This window comes from Stenotrophomonas maltophilia group sp. msm4 (assembly GCF_032025605.1).
GTDB classification, from domain to species: Bacteria; Pseudomonadota; Gammaproteobacteria; order Xanthomonadales; family Xanthomonadaceae; genus Stenotrophomonas; species Stenotrophomonas sepilia.
Window position 1 is genome coordinate 1,078,991 of record NZ_JAVSKK010000001.1, and the last position, 18,527, is coordinate 1,097,517.

Annotated in this window: 21 protein-coding genes; 7 read left to right on the forward strand and 14 right to left on the reverse strand. The window is 60.9% G+C overall.

Translation table 11 applies throughout. The features are described from left to right. Positions 1–16: 16 nt before the first annotated feature. Together ROV93_RS05055 and ROV93_RS05060 are read right to left on the reverse strand one after the other, a co-directional pair. On the reverse strand, positions 17–502 hold the full coding sequence (locus tag ROV93_RS05055; protein WP_072167008.1) for a TspO/MBR family protein: 486 nt from the start codon (positions 500–502) through the stop codon (positions 17–19). A gap of 73 nt (positions 503–575) precedes the next feature. Further along, positions 576–2,771 carry a hypothetical protein gene (locus tag ROV93_RS05060; RefSeq protein WP_072167009.1) on the reverse strand — a complete coding sequence of 732 codons (2,196 nt, stop codon included), beginning with the start codon at positions 2,769–2,771 and terminating at the stop codon, positions 576–578. Positions 2,772–2,904: 133 nt separating this feature from the next. On the opposite strand from ROV93_RS05060, the gene ROV93_RS05065 reads away from it, so the two are divergent. Beyond that, positions 2,905–3,384: a GNAT family N-acetyltransferase gene (locus tag ROV93_RS05065; RefSeq protein WP_072167010.1), complete on the forward strand. Its 480-nt coding sequence runs from the start codon at positions 2,905–2,907 to the stop codon at positions 3,382–3,384. Here ROV93_RS05065 and ROV93_RS05070 read toward each other — a convergent pair. After that, positions 3,316–4,179 (reverse strand): hypothetical protein, encoded by an 864-nt coding sequence (locus ROV93_RS05070; RefSeq protein WP_141653543.1) that lies wholly within the window; start codon positions 4,177–4,179, stop codon positions 3,316–3,318. The two genes, ROV93_RS05065 and ROV93_RS05070, sit on opposite strands and share 69 nt — an antisense overlap. Before the next feature lie 273 nt (positions 4,180–4,452). Between ROV93_RS05070 and ROV93_RS05075 the strand changes: the two genes are divergently transcribed. After that, a complete protein-coding gene (locus ROV93_RS05075; protein ID WP_099562425.1) occupies positions 4,453–4,833 on the forward strand; it encodes a DUF3653 domain-containing protein in 381 nt (126 codons plus the stop codon). Between the two features lie 562 nt (positions 4,834–5,395). Here the strand turns inward: ROV93_RS05075 and ROV93_RS05080 are convergent. The 9 genes from ROV93_RS05080 to ROV93_RS05120 all read right to left on the reverse strand — a co-directional run bounded on the left by ROV93_RS05080 (position 5,396) and on the right by ROV93_RS05120 (position 11,112). Further along, complete coding sequence (locus ROV93_RS05080) at positions 5,396–6,082, reverse strand: TraX family protein (RefSeq protein WP_312538638.1); 687 nt, start codon at positions 6,080–6,082, stop codon at positions 5,396–5,398. Further along, on the reverse strand, positions 6,079–7,263 hold the full coding sequence (locus ROV93_RS05085; protein ID WP_154350801.1) for a zonular occludens toxin domain-containing protein: 1,185 nt from the start codon (positions 7,261–7,263) through the stop codon (positions 6,079–6,081). The genes ROV93_RS05080 and ROV93_RS05085 overlap by 4 nt, the downstream gene beginning before the upstream one ends. Then, positions 7,260–7,580: a DUF2523 family protein gene (locus tag ROV93_RS05090; RefSeq protein WP_154350802.1), complete on the reverse strand. Its 321-nt coding sequence runs from the start codon at positions 7,578–7,580 to the stop codon at positions 7,260–7,262. The genes ROV93_RS05085 and ROV93_RS05090 overlap by 4 nt, the downstream gene beginning before the upstream one ends. Further along, positions 7,580–8,623: a virulence factor TspB C-terminal domain-related protein gene (locus ROV93_RS05095; RefSeq protein WP_312538646.1), complete on the reverse strand. Its 1,044-nt coding sequence runs from the start codon at positions 8,621–8,623 to the stop codon at positions 7,580–7,582. Before ROV93_RS05095 ends, ROV93_RS05090 begins: the two co-directional genes overlap by 1 nt. Positions 8,624–9,112: 489 nt before the next feature. After that, a complete protein-coding gene (locus ROV93_RS05100; protein WP_154350804.1) occupies positions 9,113–9,355 on the reverse strand; it encodes a hypothetical protein in 243 nt (80 codons plus the stop codon). 241 nt (positions 9,356–9,596) lie between these two features. Continuing rightward, the gene (locus ROV93_RS05105; protein WP_154350805.1) at positions 9,597–9,893 is read right to left on the reverse strand and encodes a hypothetical protein; all 297 of its coding nucleotides are present in this window, start codon (positions 9,891–9,893) and stop codon (positions 9,597–9,599) included. Positions 9,894–9,966: 73 nt separating this feature from the next. Continuing rightward, positions 9,967–10,716, reverse strand: a complete 750-nt coding sequence (locus ROV93_RS05110) for a replication endonuclease (protein ID WP_229298551.1) — start codon at positions 10,714–10,716, stop codon at positions 9,967–9,969. Continuing rightward, positions 10,706–10,876, reverse strand: coding sequence for a hypothetical protein (locus ROV93_RS05115; RefSeq protein ID WP_154350806.1), 171 nt, complete (start codon positions 10,874–10,876; stop codon positions 10,706–10,708). Before ROV93_RS05115 ends, ROV93_RS05110 begins: the two co-directional genes overlap by 11 nt. Beyond that, positions 10,873–11,112, reverse strand: coding sequence for a hypothetical protein (locus ROV93_RS05120; protein WP_154350807.1), 240 nt, complete (start codon positions 11,110–11,112; stop codon positions 10,873–10,875). Before ROV93_RS05120 ends, ROV93_RS05115 begins: the two co-directional genes overlap by 4 nt. Before the next feature lie 133 nt (positions 11,113–11,245). Here ROV93_RS05120 and ROV93_RS05125 point away from each other — a divergent pair, with 133 nt between their 5' ends. The 5 genes from ROV93_RS05125 (at position 11,246) to ROV93_RS05145 (ending at position 17,270) form a co-directional block, all read left to right on the forward strand. Next, a complete protein-coding gene (locus tag ROV93_RS05125) occupies positions 11,246–11,623 on the forward strand; it encodes a DUF3693 domain-containing protein (RefSeq protein WP_154350808.1) in 378 nt (125 codons plus the stop codon). A 93-nt stretch (positions 11,624–11,716) separates the two neighbouring features. Further along, positions 11,717–12,937, forward strand: coding sequence for a site-specific integrase (locus ROV93_RS05130; RefSeq protein WP_032960048.1), 1,221 nt, complete (start codon positions 11,717–11,719; stop codon positions 12,935–12,937). Between the two features lie 19 nt (positions 12,938–12,956). Continuing rightward, the gene (locus tag ROV93_RS05135) at positions 12,957–14,468 is read left to right on the forward strand and encodes a site-specific integrase (protein WP_049449467.1); all 1,512 of its coding nucleotides are present in this window, start codon (positions 12,957–12,959) and stop codon (positions 14,466–14,468) included. After that, positions 14,465–16,798 (forward strand): hypothetical protein, encoded by a 2,334-nt coding sequence (locus ROV93_RS05140; RefSeq protein WP_258012483.1) that lies wholly within the window; start codon positions 14,465–14,467, stop codon positions 16,796–16,798. Before ROV93_RS05135 ends, ROV93_RS05140 begins: the two co-directional genes overlap by 4 nt. Next, positions 16,791–17,270 (forward strand): hypothetical protein, encoded by a 480-nt coding sequence (locus ROV93_RS05145; RefSeq protein WP_005409644.1) that lies wholly within the window; start codon positions 16,791–16,793, stop codon positions 17,268–17,270. Before ROV93_RS05140 ends, ROV93_RS05145 begins: the two co-directional genes overlap by 8 nt. A gap of 37 nt (positions 17,271–17,307) precedes the next feature. Here ROV93_RS05145 and ROV93_RS05150 read toward each other — a convergent pair whose 3' ends face one another. Both ROV93_RS05150 and ROV93_RS05155 read right to left on the reverse strand, forming a co-directional pair. Next, positions 17,308–17,931 carry a histidine phosphatase family protein gene (locus ROV93_RS05150; RefSeq protein WP_005409645.1) on the reverse strand — a complete coding sequence of 208 codons (624 nt, stop codon included), beginning with the start codon at positions 17,929–17,931 and terminating at the stop codon, positions 17,308–17,310. Positions 17,932–17,953: 22 nt separating this feature from the next. Further along, positions 17,954–18,442, reverse strand: a complete 489-nt coding sequence (locus ROV93_RS05155; protein WP_312538659.1) for a restriction endonuclease — start codon at positions 18,440–18,442, stop codon at positions 17,954–17,956. Between the last annotated feature and the right edge of the window lie 85 nt (positions 18,443–18,527).

The window sequence follows — 18,527 nt, forward strand, 5'->3', positions numbered from 1 at the left end:
ACGCTGGATCCGCGTGTCACAGCAGCCCTGGATTGGCCCGCCAGACGGCGAAGTTGAGCGCCGAGGCGAACAGGATCCAGGCGAGATAGGGAAGCAGCAGCACTGCCGCGGCCGGGCGGGTACGCGCAAACGCGACGATCGTCGCGCACACCAACACGATCAATACGAGAATGTCGGCGAAGGCAAGCGCGCCCAGCTTCCAGCCGAAGAACAGCCAGCTCCACAGTGCGTTGACGGCCAGCTGCACCAGATAGAGCAGCAGCGCGGGTCGTGCCCCGCGCCAGCCACGTTCGCGCCAGACCAGCCACGCGGCAACCGCCATCATGGCGTAGAGCAGCGTCCACACCGGACCAAAGACGCTGGCCGGTGGCGCCCATGCCGGAAGCGTGAGGGTAGCGTAGAAGCTTGCCGCGGACGTGGACGCCCATGCCCCCAGCGTGGCCGCGACGAAAGTGATTGCCACCCATCCCAGAAATCCGGAAACCTGTGAACTCCGCTTCATAGCGTGCAGCTCCCTGATGCTTGTGCTGCCTGTCTACGCACAGGGGCAGCGAACGGATGCGGGTTGCTGGCCTTCAATCTGAAGAACCGACGGCACCCGCTCCCTGGCTCGCTGGCAGCAGGGAAGGTCGCTGGTCAAACCACTCCCTTGCTTTCGCCAGGTGCCATTGGCGCTGGTCACCGTCCAGCTCGATGCCCGCACCCAGCAGCCCCCAGCGCAGGTAGAGATCACCGCGCTTGCGCTGGTCGAGCAGGTCCAGCCGCGCGCGTACCGAAAGCCGATCGTTCTCGGCCTGCAGTCCATCGATGATCAGATGGCCCGGGCGCCAGCGCAGCGTCGCCCGTGCCTGCACCTGGCCGGAATCCAACAGCGACAGGGTCCAGCGCGGGTAGTCGGTACGCTCTGCGAACAGTGCAAGCAACGGCCGGGCATCGCTGAGATCCAGATCCGTGGTGGCATCGACCTGGAAGGGCGATTGCGCGTCGATGCGGCCACGCTTGAAGGCCACGCGGCCTTTCCATGCGCTTGCCCGCTCTGCGCCCGCCACCTGCACATTGCGAAGTTCGACGGTGGTGCCGGACAGATCGAAATGACGCTGATTGAAGTCACCGCGGCGCAGTGTTGCCTTCACGTCGATGTCGCCGCCCATATCCAGTCCTGCCACCTTGGCACTGGCATTGCGCCCCAGCAGCCGGGCAGTGCCATGGCCGACGCGTCCATCGGTGTCGAGCGTGGCATCGCCGCTCAGGCTGCCGGTGCCACGGAGCAGCCGCACCTGCGGCGAGCCCAGGTAACGGTTGTAGGCGGCCAGGTCGGGAATGGTTGCCTGGCTGAATCGCAGGTGCGCGCGGACACCCTTGCGCAGCTCCTGCAGGCGACCATCGCCGCTCAGGTCCAGGGCCAGATCACGGCCGTCGAACAGGCGCACGTCCTTGGCATCGGTTGGCCGAGCAGTGAATCGTGGCAGCCGGACAGCCAGCTGTGCCTGGCTGGGGCTGCCGGCCTTCAGTTCGCCATGGGCGCTGGCCGTGCCGGCCAGGCGTACGCCGGCGACTTCGGCCACGGCTTCGGCGGCCGGAATGTCCACGGTGCTGCCTTCGATCAGTTCGCCGTTGCGCACGCGCAGGTCCGCCTTCAGCGTGCCGCCGCCGTCCAGCTGCAGCCACGGCTTGCGAACGAACAGGGCAGGGATCCAGTTGAGCGAAGTGAACGTCCATTCGCCGCGCACTGTGCCGGAGCTGCGTTCCAGCAGCTGGGCGGGCTGCTGGAAGGGAACGTTCCGGCCACTGATGTGCAGATCGGCATCCACTTCGCTGCCTGAGCCGGGCTTTGGCGGCAGGCGGGCCTGCAGGCGCAGGTCGTTGGACACATTGAGCTGCAGGGCCAGCACGCCGCGATTGGGGGCGCCGTCACCCAGGTAGAGCGGCACCTGCCAGATTGCGCGGTCCCCGGGCTGCAGCTGGCCGTCAATCAGGTGCAGCGCCAGCTGCAGGCGTCCGGGCACGGGCGCGCTGGAGATCTTCGGCGTTGTGGCATCCGTGTCCATGCGCAGGCCCTGGCTGCGGGCGTCGACCTCGAGCTTGGCATGCAGCAGCTTCAACTTGGCCAGACCGGGCGCCTGGTCCCGATAGTGGCGCGGATAGCTGAAGCGCGCGGTGAGATCCATGTCGCCCAACAGCTGCACGCCGTCAAAACTGGTGTCCGCATCGCTGAACGCCACCTCGGATTCGAAGAGCTCCGACGGCCCGCCGCGCAGCTGCTTGAGGAAGCCCACCGTACCCCGGCCCTTGCCAATGATCAGCAACTTGCCAAAGCGTGCGCTGCGGATGCTGTCGCTGTGGATGGCGTCGAAACGGAGCGTCCAGCCGCGGTCGCTGCGCGGCGGTGGCGGGATGGCTTCTTCGACGCGGCTGATCTCGGCGGAAACCCCCGTCGCCTGCAAGCGCGGAACCCGTACCTCGCGCTGGAACAGGGGCAGTACCGCCAACCGGGCGCTGGCGCGCTCGGCATGCAGCACGTAGACCGTGTGGTTCACGTGGCCGCGCATGTGCACGTTCCAGGCGATGACATGGCCGGGCAGCAGCGTGATGGCCGGGCCGGTGGTCATCACGAACTTGTGCGGCTTGCGGTTGGTGACCTGATCGAACAGCGGGGTATTGAGGAAGATGTTGCCGGCCAGCAGGTACAGCAGGTAGATGCCCAGCAGGACGTAGGCGGGAACGCGCCACCGTCGAAGCCGGTGCGAGATGTGCACGGAAACAGGAGGCATCTACTGCTCTGAGGGCTGGAATTCCCACAACTATTGCGGAGCCGACGGCGGTGGCGCGTGAAGCAGCCATGGGGCAGGGGCTGGATTCTGGTAGTGTCCGGCCTGGTCACCACCACAGATCTGCAGGAGACGCATGGAGATCCGGCCCGCCCGTGCAGGCGATTTCGACGCGATGTGGGGCATGTTCAAGGCGGCCATTGCGGCGCAGGATGCGCTGCCCTTTGCCGGCTCTTTTGGAGTCGAAACGTTTCGCGCGCATTGGTTCCAGGCCCAGGCACCTCATGTAGCTATGCTGGAGGGCCGAGTTGTGGGCATGTACAAGATGGGCCCGAATTTCCCCGACCTTGGGGCGCATGTGGCCAGCGCCACGTATGTGGTGGATGCGCCGGCACAAGGGCAAGGTGTGGGCCGGGCCCTGGTGGAACACAGTCTGGAGCGGGCGAGGGCGGAAGGATTCCTGGCCATGCAGTTCAATTACGTGGTCAGTACCAATGGGCCGGCCGTGGCGCTGTATCGGAAGCTGGGGTTCGATGTGGTGGGAACGCTACCGAAGGCGTTCCGGCATGGGACGCTGGGCTTGGTGGATGTCTTTGTGATGCACAGGTTCCTGTGATTGCCCAGCCGCAGCTAACGCAATAGGCAGATCAAGGCGCTCGGGAGCGAGCTGTGGCATTGGAGTTGGGCTGAGCGACTCCCAGCTCTTGATCAAGAATGAAAGTAGCTCGACGACCTGTCTCGGCCTTTCGCGGGATGCGAGGAGCACAGTGGCGACGATGTAGAGGCAACAAGCCATTGCGATCGGCGCCCATAGCAACACCACGCCTTCCTGCCTAATGAGATTGGCCGCAGCCAAAGCACTGCCCGCCAATGCGGGGGCCAAACCCAGCCGGCGGAGATCGCCCGAGAAGAGACCAACCCGTTGCTCAAGCATGTCCCAGTGCCACTTGTACTGTGTCAGTGCGTACTCGACAAGGTGCTTTGGAAAGGTGCGGAGCAACTGGATCTGCTTCCAATCTTGAATCGTGTCGCGGCGCATTCTCCGGAGCATTGCAGGAGTGGGATCCTTGCGCGCTCTTCGGTTGGCGATAACCGCATTGACGAGTGAGGATAGGATGTACGCGACAACGAGTACGAATCCTGTAAAGAAACCGGATTGAAGGTAGGGCTCCGCCGGCTCCTGCAAAGATGTAGCTGCAGTCACAACTGCCGAGGCGGCAGTGATCACGAGCACGCCAACATATGCGATCAGAAGGCTGCGTTCTAAGAGGTATGGCCAGGTCGCTGTAGTGCTGGGCAACGAGAGCGGCTTCTCGCTTGTCAGCTCGTTGAGAATTCCCAGAATTTCGGCAAGGCATTGCTCATCGTGTTGCTGGTTTGTCATGTCCGGCGGCAGGTGAAGACGGTTCACTTTGATATCGACGGTAAGAGATGGCGCTGAAGGTCGTCCTACGCAGAGGCTTCACAGAGAGGTCTTGAGGAGACGCAAAGCTGAAGTGGATGGGTGCCAACCCACCGGTTCGGTCCAGTCTCAGGTGAACATAATATACATTATGCGAAAAAGTGGTATCAGGCGCTTCGGTCAGCGCTGGTCCTCGTTCGTCGGCTCCGCGTGGCAATGGCTGGGCCTCTGGCTCGGCTCTTGCCTGCGCCCTGGGACCCCGGCCAAGGATGAGATCGCGGCATGATTGAGTTCGACCCGCACCACCGTATCGACTTGACCGGCCCTTGGGCCGGTTTTTCTTTCCTGGGTGACCGTCTGATTACGCCCGAAGGCCGCGAGCTGCTGCCCGAGGATCTGGCCTGGCTGTCGCTCACTGCCTGCCAGGCGCAGGAATGGCGCCGGATGATGGAAGCTGCGCGCTCGGCACCGTCGATCGACAGTTCCAGCATTGTGCACAATCGGAACGCCGGCATTCACCATCATCCTGCCACTGTCGTCAATCTGCGAGACGTTGTGAGCCGGCGCAAAGAGCGTTCGGCGGTGGCGATGGCTGGCCCCGACGCCGAGCCACCAGGAGCAATCCTGCCGGTATCGGGGCCGAAACGTCGCGAGCGCGTGTAAGGCGTTTCCGTAGGGGCGCAGCCCCTACACCCCGGTCACTGCTCGCGGCAGCGCTGCCAGCCGCCTGCGGGCGAAGAAACCTGTTCCCATCCGTTTGAGAGCTTTCGGAAGGCTTGGCCGCCAATACAGGCGAGTCCAGATCGCTTGGAAGCTTCGGACCCGAGCGAAGGGAGCGCGACGACGCTATCGGAAGGACCAGGGCGACCGGCGCGGCGCGCCTCATCTGAAAGCAGACGGGCTTCGAGGTGCTCGCAGTACGTCTTTACGCCAGGATGCGGGTGGTTCGGCCAGGCCAATTCGTGACAATTGAGCGGCGTGGTGGTCTTTGACATCGAGTTGTAAGCAGGCTTCGGGGCCGCCGGGAGAGGCTTCGGCCTGGGGCCGGTAGCCGACTGCAGCTGCGCTGTGGCGGGCAGAGCGAATGCCAGTAGTACGAAAAGGAAGCCAGCGCGGATATCCATACCCTACCCCTGTCAGGTTTGATCACTCCGACAAGGCTAGCGTCGCTTGAACGCCCAGTCCATCCACCAGGCAAACCAGTAATGCAGGTCGAAGAATCTGCTCATGCACCGACCATAGCCGCAAGCACGACCAAGATTGCGAGGTGGCCCACGTAATACGCGTAGAAGGCCCGGCCTGATCGTGGAATCCGTGCCGGTAGTGCGCCCAGGACGATGACAGGCAGGGCCAACAACGCCCAGCCGTTGCCGTTGTAGAGGCAGAGCAGACCCATGCAAGCCCATACCCAGATCGGCAGCACCAGGTAGAGGTGTTGGCGACGCCAGTCCCAAGAGCCCAGCAGGAAGTGCGGGCGGTTTCCATGATTCTTGAACCACGCCCAGGCCGCCAGAACGAGCCATACGCCGGGCCAGGCGTAGTCAAGGGCGACAGGGGCGACAATGCAAAGCAGTGCGCCCAGCGCCCACTGACGGCGTTCCAGCGCCCATATGCAGCCGGCTGCGGCGGCGAACGTCAGCAGGACGTTGAGCGGCAACGCCTGGCCGAATGCCAGCACAGCCGCGGGAGTGGCAACCAAGCCCCAAAGCGCCAGGCGCCGAGCAGACTTCCCCGCATCGGCGCCAGGTTGCGCCAGGTTGTAAGCCATGACCAGGGCGAACACAGGGAATGCAACCCGACCGAGCTGGGAAACGACTGGCACGTGACCCAAGCCAAACACAGTCACAACGTGATCGCCGGTCATCAGCACCAGGGCCAGCCACTTGAGCAGTTCACGTCCACCGCTGGTCATAGCCGATTCTCCCCAGCTGGCGTTGTCATATAGGTGCTGGTCGGGATGGGAGGCGATTCGGGAAAGCTCCCCATTGCGCGAGGCTGCCGCTCAATAGCTACGCCCTGCCCCCGCTGCTCGATCTGATCCAGGGCGCGGTTGATCTGTGTCTGACCGTCCACAAGCCTGTTCTCACGCCGAGGCAGATACGGCTCGTACTGCCCACGCCGTGCAACGTACCGACACGTTGGCTCGTCCAGGTCGTAACGACTGCCCTGCTCCGTCACGCAATTGCAGCTAGGCTCGTCATGACCACCGAGGCCATTCTCGCCACCCAACGACGACATGCAGAACACACGCGGCGGCTCGCTGGGAACACTGAGTGCGTCGTCGTATACCGGCGCGCTCCATGGCTGGGATGGGACACGCGGTAAGAACTTGTCGACGTAATCCTTGAGAGGGTGCGCAGGATTGGTCGCCACCGCTCCGCCCGCCGTCGCTGACGCTCCGTCGCGCGGAGCGCTGACGCCACTGGCACCACCTGGCGCGGGAAGCTCGCCGCCGCTCATGCGCTTGTCCATTCGCCCGAACGCCACGTATAGCATCACCACGGCAGCGACGATGAGAATCGGCAGCGCGATGTAGTACCAAGGAATCTTGCGCTCAGTGGTATCAAGTTCGGTGGACTTGTACATGCCCATCGGGCGCTTCGGTAGCGTCTTGCGCTTGATCGTCAGGGGCGTGGCCTTCTCAGCCCGTGCCTCGAACTTGTCGAACTCGCGCAGGTGCACAAACTTCGTTCCGAAGCGGCGACGAACATGTACGTGGCGCTCAATCAGGTCGTGTACGAACTGATCGCACTGCTTGTCGGGGGATTGGCTTACGAAGATGAAGTCCAAGCCCTTATGCCGATGCTTGGCAAGCTGCTCCACGTGATGCGGCACCTTCGCACCGGCTGGCCGCTTGGGGAGCATGCCGTGCTCATACGCCTCATCGACCAGGGCGACAGCGCCATCAGGAAGGAAGTTGGGCCAGTCGCGGAACTGCTCCGGCGTCATCTCTAGAACGCCAGTTTTAGCGTAGTCGAACTCGCGAATATTGCACGCGTAGACGATGCGCCCCTGATCCTTGAACTCAAGCAAGCGTTCGATGGCGTGGAGCGTTTTGCCGTGCCCAGGCTGGCCGGTATACCAGTAAATCATGAGCCCGCCCCCAACTGGTCAGCGACAGCCTTGGGCACGATGAAGACCTTCCAGGCCATGCGCACCGTCAATGCAGAGAAGATCATTGAGAAAGAAATGCCAACGCCAAGGTAATTGAGCATCTGCCATGCAGGACCGTCGATTCCGCCAATGAACTGCATGACGAACTCTTTGAGCTTGGGCAGCAGCGCATTGAACGTGACAGTAGTCAGGCCGAACGTAGCAAGCCCTTTTCCAACCAGCCCGGCTGCAGCATCCTTCAGCTTGCCGACCAGTGACGTTGTTGCATCCACGATCCAGTCAGAAATCATGCCCATCAGAAAAGACCTCCCATGAGAATTCGAATCGCGGAGTAGGCACCAAAGATCAGGATCAATGCGCGAAGGATTGCGGCAATACGGCAGAAGTAAGGGAACTCTGCCGAACTAACGGTTTTGCCCATGATCGTGATCGCCGGAGGCTCAGGGCACGTTCCAGCACCGCCGAACATGTTGCTAGTGTCAAGACTGTCGGTCGAAAGACCGATGCCCCACTTTTTGGCACTGGCGATATCAGCTGCGTTGTCCCCAATCCCGGTGACCTCTCCCCTGCCCTCCAGGGCATCAGGGACACCGTTCCCATTCGCGTCGGTCTTGCTCGTGCCGGGCGACTCCGCCTTCTCTCCCGCCATCTTTTCTAGCGCACACGCAGAGCGCCACTGCATCAACAACCCCGCGTACTCCATGGCGTTGCACTTCTCACCGGTGCAAGTCGGCATGCCCGACTGCGAGCAGTGTCCACCGCTGATGTTGTTGTTCCTGCGTGTATTGCATTCGATGCGCCACTGGATCCGGGCCTGGCCGCACATGATCGGGGAGCCGCTGCACGAAGGAGGGGCATTACAAGCATCCCCACCGCTGAACGTCTCCGGATCATCCGGCCCGGTCGGGTCAGGGTCGCCGTCGTTATCACTATCGCGCTTACACGTTCCATCGGGGCCGCGCACCTCTCCCTTGGCGCACTGTCCGTCGCCAGGTATGCAGCTGCCCAAAGGACTGCGCACCATGCCAGAAGGACACTCTTCGTCCTTCTTCTTACACGAGCCTGCGACCAACGCCATGCCATCCGGGCAGGGCTTCTCATCGGCACAAGCGTTACCCACCTTGACCTTACCCTCCGGGCACTCGGGCTCCACCGGCTGGCACACGCCCAGCATGGCGTTCCAAACCATGTTGCGACCGCCCGCCGTGCAATCCGGCTTGCCATCGCAAACCTTGCCGGTAGCACTATAGGTCGTCGTATCGTCGCCGTTATCGCGGTACTGGAACTCGCACCCCTCGCGGCACCTGGTTGAGCCCGATGGAGGGAAGAACGGCGTCACTCCGCCTGTCTGACTCGAACACTCCTGGCCTTGCGGCCACGTGCGAGTGCGAGTCTCCCACTGAGGGCCTTGATTGGCACAAGGTGTGACATAGGCGGTATATGCAGTTGCCCCACCCGCACGCTTCACGCCAGGACACCAAACACCCGGCGAACTCGCGTTTGAGGACTGAGCTACAGCCCTCGCCACTGCCCAAGCTGCGGCATACGCCTTACCCTCATCAGGGCATTGACTACTGTACACGTCCTTCGACGTTGAACAGGGGTAAACCGGAACCTGCGCAGTGGCCTCAAACGAAGTCCCCACAACCAGCATCAACAGGATCAGGATAAAGGTGCTAAGTAGACGGAGGCCCATCACACGCCCTCAAACGCAATCCAGCAGGCACCACAGAAGGCGATAATCACGAAGTACCCCATGACACTTCTCCCTAAATGAAAAAGGGGGCGAGCGTTTCCGCGCACCCCCGATAGTGACCTTGCGCCCCGATCAACCCTTGGCGGCGCGTTTGGTGAAAGCCCACACCACCAGGATGCCCAGCAGCAGGGCGATGGCGCCGATCACGATCGCCATGTCTGCGTTGCCCTTGGAGACCTCCGCAGCGATGGCCGCACCAGGCGAGGTGCTGCCGGAAGCCAGCGCGGCACCTGAAACGACCAGGGCGGTGGTACCGGCACTGAGCTTGGCGACCGCGGAGGCACCGAAACGGCGGGCGATGTTCATGTACTTCATTGTGGTTTTCCTCGTCATCAGTAGACCCCTATGCGCGCAGCGCGGAATACGAGGCGCGCCTTCAACCCAATCGCCCAGGACAAAACAATCGCTCCTGCAACGAGGGTCCCATCGGCCAAATCCAGGGGAGGCAGAATTGGCTGGTGGTATGGCATCCAGACCGGCACCGAACACGTGCCGTCCTGCTGCACGTTCTCAGTAGCGCAACCGACCACGTAGAGGGGTGCCGGGCCGGACATGATCAGGCCGCCTTGTTAGCCGGCTGCGGCTTCGCGCCTGCCGGGTCAACCAAGGTCATGCGGCGAGCGAGTTCGATGCCATAACGACCGGGCACCAGGTCAGTGACAACGTCCCATTCCTTGACGGAGCCAACCGCGTAGCCCTTCTCGGGGCCATCAACCTCGACTTCCACCTGGATGCGCATGGCTTCGGTTTCCAACGTGGCACGCTGTGAGTACACAGGCTTTTGCACGCCGGCCTTCGTGGTGACATAGCGGGTCTCGACAGCGCTGTTGATCGTGATCTTGGGAGCGTTCATTTCATTTCCTCGTTCGGGTCTGTGTGTGGTTTCGTTGTTTCGTCTTCGGCAAATTTCGGGCGGTACTGTGGGGTCAAGCTAAGTCCCCCCCTACCCCCCCGCAGGGAGACGTGGTGGACCGCTTGTTGCCCCGTTGCGCGATGCTTGCATCAGTCCGCCCGGTGACCAGGTGTCGCCCTGGCCGGTCGGATCGCGTGTTGCTGTCGCCTGCGATCAAGGCGTCTTGCTCTGGGCGGCGGGTGTAGTCGATGGGCGGCGGGTTCCATGCCCCGAAGTTCCGCGAGAAATCGACCACACCCCCTTTCGTGACGTACTTGCTTACGTAGCCGGTAATGTCTGCCTGGCTGCGCGGCGCTTCGATGCGATTGCGGCCGAACTCCCGGTACCACCATTCGTGCCACTCGTAACGACTGGCGAGGCGGTTGAGGTCATCGGTAGGTGCAGCTGCAACGGCGTGGAAGTGCAAGCGGCCATCGCGATGGAACTCCTGCCCTCGCGCCCACTGAATGCCGCCGTGCCAGCGTGATGCCCACTTGGGACCGTAGATGCTGCGGTTGAGGCAGCTGACGAAGTAGCGGAACGCTTTATCAGCCGCTTCCTCGTGCATGCCGCCTGTTCGACTGGTCTTACTGAGCTTGAACGTGAGCGTCCAAAACTGTTGCCAGGGAACGCGCTGGAGTAGCTCGGCGTATCCCTGCGCTTGGTAATCAACGTGCCGCAGCTGGCGCAGCAGTTCAGCGTCGCATCCGATGCTCGGAGGGTCTGTAGGCTGCCCCCGCACAGGTAGCACGGACTGTTGGGGAAGTGACTGTTCATCGGACATTGCCCTTCCGCCGCTTGAACCAGTAGCGAAGCGCCAGCCATGCCTGCTCGATCACGATGGAGAGCAATGCCACTCCCAGCCAAACGGCGATGAGCGCGGCGCACCCCGCAAGACCCATATCGAACTCCGCCAGTTCGGCGAATGAAGGAAACCTGCTCATGCGGCGCGCTCCTGCTCTTCAGCGAGTTCAGCAGCGGCTAGCAGGTTGCCGCGTTTGGTGGCTTCGATTTCCATGCGGCGAAGGTCGACGACCGCCTGGGCAACAAACTGGCTTTCGCGTGCAGTACGACCAGCGGAGAACGCACGCCGATCAACACACCACGTCACGAATTTGGCTAACCCCAACGACACGGCTGCGATACACCCCAGCAGCACGGCGAGAACAAGTGCGTCCATGTGCCCTACCCCTCCCCAAGCCCCAAGGGGACCCCCCGACCGGCCTTGGGGTGCCGGTGGAGGGGCGCTCAACGCCGTTGAACGCGGAGCAATGTATAAAGGGGTTGAACACGGGTGTCAACAGGGTTGAACGATGCAGACGGTTACAGACCTCATCGATGCAGCGCGGAAAGCGCTGAACGTCAGTAGTGACGCGGAATTTGCGCGGCAGCTCGGCGTATCGCGCGGAACGATTGCGAACTGGAAATCAGGCTATTCGCTGCCGGATACCGTGATGTGCGCAACTTTGGCGGGCCTGACCGGCCTTCCGCTGGCCCGTGTCCTAGGGATCGTCGGAGAAGCACGAGCGGTCAGCCGCGAGGAAAAAGCGGTATGGCGCAAGCTCGCCGCCACAGCGATGGCGCTATGTCTGGCTGTAGGTTTCGCGCTACCCCACAAGGCTCAGGCGGCAGTCGCGGGCTTCGATAAAGCCCACGGTGTATACATTATGCGAAAAAGTGGTAGTTATTGAGGTGTTGCGTTGAGAAGGCCTTCTAGGCCTACTTGACCGCAACAGTGACGTGATAAATGGTACAAATCATGTTGCTCTCTCCAAGAGTTCCTTGTGCTTAGACTGCTGAATGATCCTCAAGTCCCGAGCTCACTCCGAGGCGCATTGATTGTCGATGATCGCTACAGGCTGCCGCGCTACTGGGCCAGCGTCTGGACATCGATGTCGAGTTCTGAGCTTGCCGCATCCACTCAGGTCAAGCGGCTACGCTATGTGGAGAACCTCTACGCCCACGCAGACAGCCTATTTGGAACCAGTTCTCTAGACGATGCATTGGGCGACCTGGATGACGTACGGCTTGCCGAGATTCTTGAGTCTTGGTTCATATCCATCCGAAACCAAGCCTACGTAGGGTCCGCCGACGAGACACGTTGGAGAACCGGGTTGTCCTTCGTCACGGCCGTAGTCACTTGGCTGTCGAAGACAACCCTGCCAACGGATCGATTACGGCATATCGAGGGTCGGCTGCATCGCCTGTCCAATCTCTATGGGCAGCTACATGTGCGAAAGAGCAAGCACGCGAGCCAGATCCGTTCACTGCCGGCCAGCGTGGTTGAAGTGTTATACGAAATGTTGGACCCAGCATCTGCGACCAACCCATTCCCCAGAACGCATACCAGGTGGCTAACCTTCGTGGCCTTCTTGTTGATGCTTCACCAGGGCCTCCGGCGCGGTGAGCTGATGCTCCTCACGGCGGATGTTGTCAAAAGCGGATTCGATGATCGTCAACAACGACCCCGGCACTGGTTGAACGTGTCGGAAAGCAAGTATTCCGATGACGAGGTTGATCCACGGTATTCGCGACCCAGCATTAAATCTGCGGATTCCGTTCGTCAACTGCCAGTGAGCAACACGATTGCTGCGTTGGTGCAAACCTACGTCGAGAACTATCGAGGAAAGCCAAGTCACGCCTTCCTGTTGAACACGCAGCAGAACACGCCGTTGTCAACGGAGTCTTTGACGAAGATGTTCGCAAAGATCTCCGTGAGCCTCCCACGCGCTGCCCTTAAAGAGCTAACGGACAGAAATCAGAAGACGACCATAACACCCCACGATCTGCGTCATACATGCGCCGTGGTAAGACTGAATCAGCTGCTGCAGCAGGGTGATCCAATGGAAGAAGCGCTCCAGAAGCTCAGGGCGTTTTTTGGTTGGTCCAGAGAGTCACAGATGCCAGTTCGCTATGCCCGGGCAGTGTTTGAAGATCGTCTCTCGTCAGTCTGGAACGACGCGTTAGACGAGAGAGTTTCCGTTCTAAGAGCGATCCCCTCCTAGGCCTCGCTTGGAGCGCGACATGGCTAGAAATGAAAATATTCAATGGCAGCTGGAAGCTGGGGCTTGCGAAATAGTTGCTCAACTACCGTCGTTGCCTCCGGTGATTCGGTACTACGACGATTTCGACGGAAAGCAACGATCAATTCGAGATCCAGCCAATGCCAGATGTTTTGCGGTTCATATCGATGGCCGGGTTGTGAAAGTTGGCTTTGATCATCTGTCCGAGCAACTCGCCTTGTTGATAAAACACGTCTTCTTGTACCTCCTGGGTGAAGGCCTGGCTCCATCGTCGGCAAGCAAGTACGCCCGTGGCAGCAAGGCAATCGGCGAGGCAGAAATCGTCAGGTTGTTGGGGGTAGCACCAACAGGAATAGGATCATTCTGGGCGACATTTTTTGCACGCGACCTGCCGGCGGAAGCGTACGCGTGCGCGAAATCTATCCTGCGACTGCTATGCAAATATCGACTCAACCAATGGGCTGACTCCTATCACGGTGTGATATCCGCCCTGCCCCTTCCCTTCAACGACAAGTACGCCGTCGTCCGGTCTGGCGAAGCGTTTCTCTCGGTGGATGATGAAGCGGCGGTAGTTCGTTTTTTGGACGAAGCGGCAATCCAGGCCAAAGCGTCGTCGCTGACCCTCGAAGATGTGCAAGACGCAGCGATGCTGCTGTGTGCGTACCAGTTCGGGATGCGACCGGTTCAGATCGCAATGCTCACGTTTCGTGACGTCAAAGTTCGTCACGAATCCGTCGACATGTTCGCTTCCGTCCACATCACATTCCGCATGGCGAAACAGCGGAGTTCTAGTGCCGCCAAGCCGCTGCTTAGACGAGTAAAACGCGAGTGGACACCTCTTTTCGTCGAGATCGAACGGCGCTTTCAGGTTGATGGCGATGACGCGGGCGCTAGGGTGTTCGGCGCCACATCCGCAAATGAAGCAAGTCGTCGCATCAGCTCCCTACTCCGCGATCTGCTCGAGCTTGGCGCGACTGCCGTCAATCTACGACATACAGCCGCTCAACGCCTCGTTGACGCCGGCGCAAGCCAAGAGGAACTGGCCGAGTTCCTTGGGCACTCGGATATGACGACTGCGCTCGTGTACTACGAAACATCGGCCAACCAGGCTGAGCGGGTGAACAAAGCCCTGGGAATCTCCGAGATCTATCAGCGCGTGGCTCGCATTGCCCACAATCGTTTTATCGGTCCAGAAGAACTCGCGCAATTGAAAGAGTCCCAGCAGATTGGCGGAGCGCCACATGGTGTTCCGATCGCGGGGATCGGTGGGTGCACCTCCGGGCAGGCTGCGTGTCCCTACAACCCGATCTTGTCCTGCTACGGCTGCAGGAAGTTCATGCCGATTCACGACGTTCAGATGCACTCGAGAGTTCTAGCCGACTTTCGGGATGTGGCGCGGTTTTTCCACGACTCGTCTCGTGGCGACGCGGTTTCGCCGGCCTATCTACAGCTTGAACGGACGATCGCAGAGGTTCAGGCAGTGGTGGTTGAGCTCGAAGGTACGCCGTCTTGAATCCCCACTTCGCCGCTTTCATCAAGCTCGGAATGGAACTGGCCGCGACGCATGGGGTTCCTTGGGGAATTCCTCTGGACCAGAGCGGCACGGCGATCAAAGGGTACGACTGGGACCTCACTGCGCTTGCAGGAGGCGTTGCACCTAAGCATCGCTTGCGCCACTTCAGTTCGGAACCTTCGGCACTTGATGCGCTCAACGCAGCCCACTCTTCGAACGGGCTACCGGTTCTGCATGCGCGCACTTTTTCGCTCGCATGGCAAGACCTCATCAAAGCTGCCGTCATGGAACAGCTGTTTGTTCGCCGCAACTCGTTCGGTCACATCGCCAACAATGTGGCACGCCCCTTGCGCGTGATCGCTACATGCGCGGGGGACGCTGAGCCGTGGAGTGTCACCGTCGACGAGATGGCTCTCGCGGTTCGCACCGGCAACAGCATCCAGGCGTCGGGCAAGCTTGGCGACTTGATCGCGGGTCTGACCAAGGTGGTGTTTGATGCCAACCATTTGGCCGATGTGGGGCCGCTCTACCCTGCCCTCGCCGCCGCACGTCTCCAGCCTAGAGCCACTCGGCGGTCCAAATTTCTCAATTCTCAAGCGGAGATTCGGCACAACCTGGAAGATCGCAAGCGCGCTGAGCGCCTACCAGAACGTCGCGCGTTCTGGGAGTTGGTCCGGATCGTTATGACCGAGCAGCCCCTGACCTTCATGGACGAACTGCGCTTTGCGGCCATTCGCATCATGATCTTGACGGGCTTCCGAATTGGTGAGGCCACGCTCCTCCCCGCTGAGTGGCGGACGGACCGGCACTATTACGACTCGAAGCAGCGGCCTGCAGGGGAGCTAGGTGGCTACTCCAAATCGCTCATGATTCGGCACTTCGCCGAAAAGCAGCAGGCAAAGAATGCAGATAGCAAGGTGCTAGTCGCCAAGACTCACTACGTTCCCCAGATGTTCGAGGAGATCGTGAGCGAGACCCTGACCCGTGCTGAGGCAATCACAAATCCGCTACGAAGCACGCTGAGGAAGCAAACTGAAACAGGGCGCGTTCTGCCAGACTTTGCGCTCGGTGAGCTGGTGCCGACCACGCAAATCTACTCTCGCCTTTCCGGAAACGCCTTCTGGCTAGACCTGGCCGAGGACAAGAAACAGTATTGGATGCAGAAGTGCCGTCAAAACTATTCCGCTGATTGCTTCGACGAGCTCCAGAAAGTTCAAGAGAGCTTGAATGCCAGTCTTCAAGGTGAAATGAGTGCGACCGCTCGCATGTACTTTCGCCGGATGGCGGGATTCGAGGGCAAAGATGGTGGCGCATTGGTGCTGAGAGACGTCGAAGGCAGGGCGGTCTCACCCAACGGCAAGCGCGACATGAGCAAGGTCTTCGTAAGAATCGGAGATCTTGAAAGTTACCTTCGTGTCGCGGCCAGCTCAAAGTTGCCGGACACCGAGCTTTTCAGTCTGACCGATCGCAGCTTTGCTTCCTGGGAATTCCTTTTCCTGCATCCGAAACGGTCCCTAGCCGAGGAGCGAAACAATGGGGTCTGCGATGTCACCCGATACATCTCCGTTGGTCGGCCCGATACAAGCTTGGTCAATCTTTCCCTCGGCGAGCAGAAGTCCCGCGACACGCTTTTCAAACGGTATGGGCAATCTGACGACGACAAGGACCTGGTACTCACCTCCCATACCCTGCGTCACCTACAGAACACCGAGCTTTTCCGTCTCGGCGTAGCCGACACCGTCATCTCCAAACGCTTCAATCGCCGCAGCGTGGCCCAAAGCTACGAGTACGATCATCGCAGCTTGGCGGAAGAGTTGGATCAACTCGAACTGCCTCCAGACGTGGAAATGGCACTCGGCGAGAAAGCCAGCACTGTCGCGAAGATGATCCAATCCGGCAAAGCCAGTGGTCCAATCGTGGATGCGTTCAAGAAGATCCAGAGCGCGGAGGGTGACACCGCAGCGTTCGAGTTTCTGAAGGTCGAAGCCGATGGCTTTCACGCGACTCCATACGGACATTGCTTGAACAGCTTCACTGTCGATCCGTGTCCAAAGCATCTGGAGTGCTTCTCCGGCTGCCGTCATCTGTCGGCAACCAACTTGCCGGAGAACCGCCGTCACCTGCGGACGCTCGAACTCAAGTTGGCCGCGGCTGTCGAGATCGCAGAAGCCAGGCCATCAAAGAGCATCGGCCGCACGAACCAGGTTCAACATGCCAAGGTCAGACTTGACGGCGTGCGCACGCTCCTGGCGACCAAGGAAGGCGATAAGCCATTCCCTGATGGTCCCGACCTCTCTCTTCCTCGCCGCAGCGGAGTCATGGATGGATAACGACAGCTTGCAACAAGCCACACGCGATTGCGATCCGGAAATGCGCCGAGTGCTGGACGACCTGCTATCGCGCGACGAGGACATCACCGCGCGGGCGGTTGCACGCTTGCATCCGCAAATCAAAGCCGCATCATCGATCACCCGCAGCAAAGAACGCAGCCGCATGCTTGCGCAGTATCAGGAGCGGCAAGCCGAATTCCGTCGTTGGCGAGGCAGGCCTGGAAAGCTCTCTGGTGATGCCGCGGCCAGCGCCCTGGCAGATCGCGATGTGCGCATCGCCGAGCTTGAATCGCAGGTCGCTCTGCTCACGGCATCCCACGTCGCGATGATCCGCGCAGTAGGCGAACTGGGCGGCTTCAGCAAGTGGGCACAGTTCTATGAATCGTACAGCGGCTCAAGGGACCAGCTGGCGCAGCTGGGCGCGCTGCCAGAAGCAACGGTGGAGTCACTTCCGCAGCGCAGGCCAAAGTAATCGGCGATGCTTCGACCGCGGTGCGGAAGCGTGTGATTCACGCGAATCTATTGAGGAGTAACCACTGAGCGGGCGCCAATTCCTCAAGCGCGTAGACCGCGCCGTTGGGCAGCGGCAGGCCAGTCTGGAAACGCCGGAAGCGGCGCATGTCATCACTGGTGTCTGCGCCGAACCCCAACAGCTTCCACGCCACCATGCCGATCCAGATGCCGTGACCGAAGCAGACCGTTCCGTCGGGTAGCAGCGGGAGCCGGTCGGTCATGAACGCGGATACTCGGCTCGCGAACTGCCCGAAGCTTTCGGCCTGCTCGCCCATCTGCTTTGTGGGATCACCCTCTTTCCAGAACGCATCGGCGATCGGGCGCCGTTGGTCTTGGTCCATGCCGGCGATCAACACCGGGTCGATCATGTCGAATTCCTGCAGCAACGGCTCCTGCTCGATCTTGACCTGCCTTCGCTTGGCGTAAGGCTCGGCGGTGTCCAGCGCCCTGATAAAGGGCGAGGCAAGAATCCTGGGGGGCTGAGCTGGCAACCGAGCCGATAGCGCCTCTGCCTGCTTGCGCCCCGCTTCTGTTAGTGGAATCAAGGCATGGGGCATGGTGATGCCACCCGCATTGGAGACACTTTCTCCGTGGCGTACCAGATAGATGGAGCGATGCATCAAATTCGCAGCCCTGCCATTGTTAGTCCGCCTCCAGCACCTGCGGCACGTAGATGCGGCGCAACGGCAGCAGGCCCTTGTGGCGTGAATCGAACTGCTCGTAGTGGGCGAAGATCAGGTCCACCAGTTCATCTCCGTCGATCAGGCGCAGGTTGCCCTTGCCCTGTTCGAAATTGCGGCAGGACGGGCTGTAGCTGCCCAGGGTCACGAACAGCCCGTATTCGCCGTGGGACAGCTTGCCGTACAGCGCCGACACGTCCTTGTCGGCCACGGTGTTGGGGCTGCTCTTGACCTGCACCTTGATGATGGGCGGCTCGATGCCCAGGTGGTCCTTGTGGGCGATCACGTCCACGCTGGGCTCGTTCACACGGGTCTTGCGCGCGTGGTAGCCCATGCACTGCAGCAGGTGCACCACGAAATCCTCCAGAGGCAGGCCCTTCAATTCCTGCGCCAGGCGCTTGAGCACGAAGTCGCGGGTGGTGTCTTCCATGTCATCGGTGACCAGGCTCACCGAATGGTCCTGGTCCACCGGCAACGGAGGTGCGGACTTGCCGCCCACCGCCGCGCGGAATTCGTCGGCATAGCTCTTGACCTGG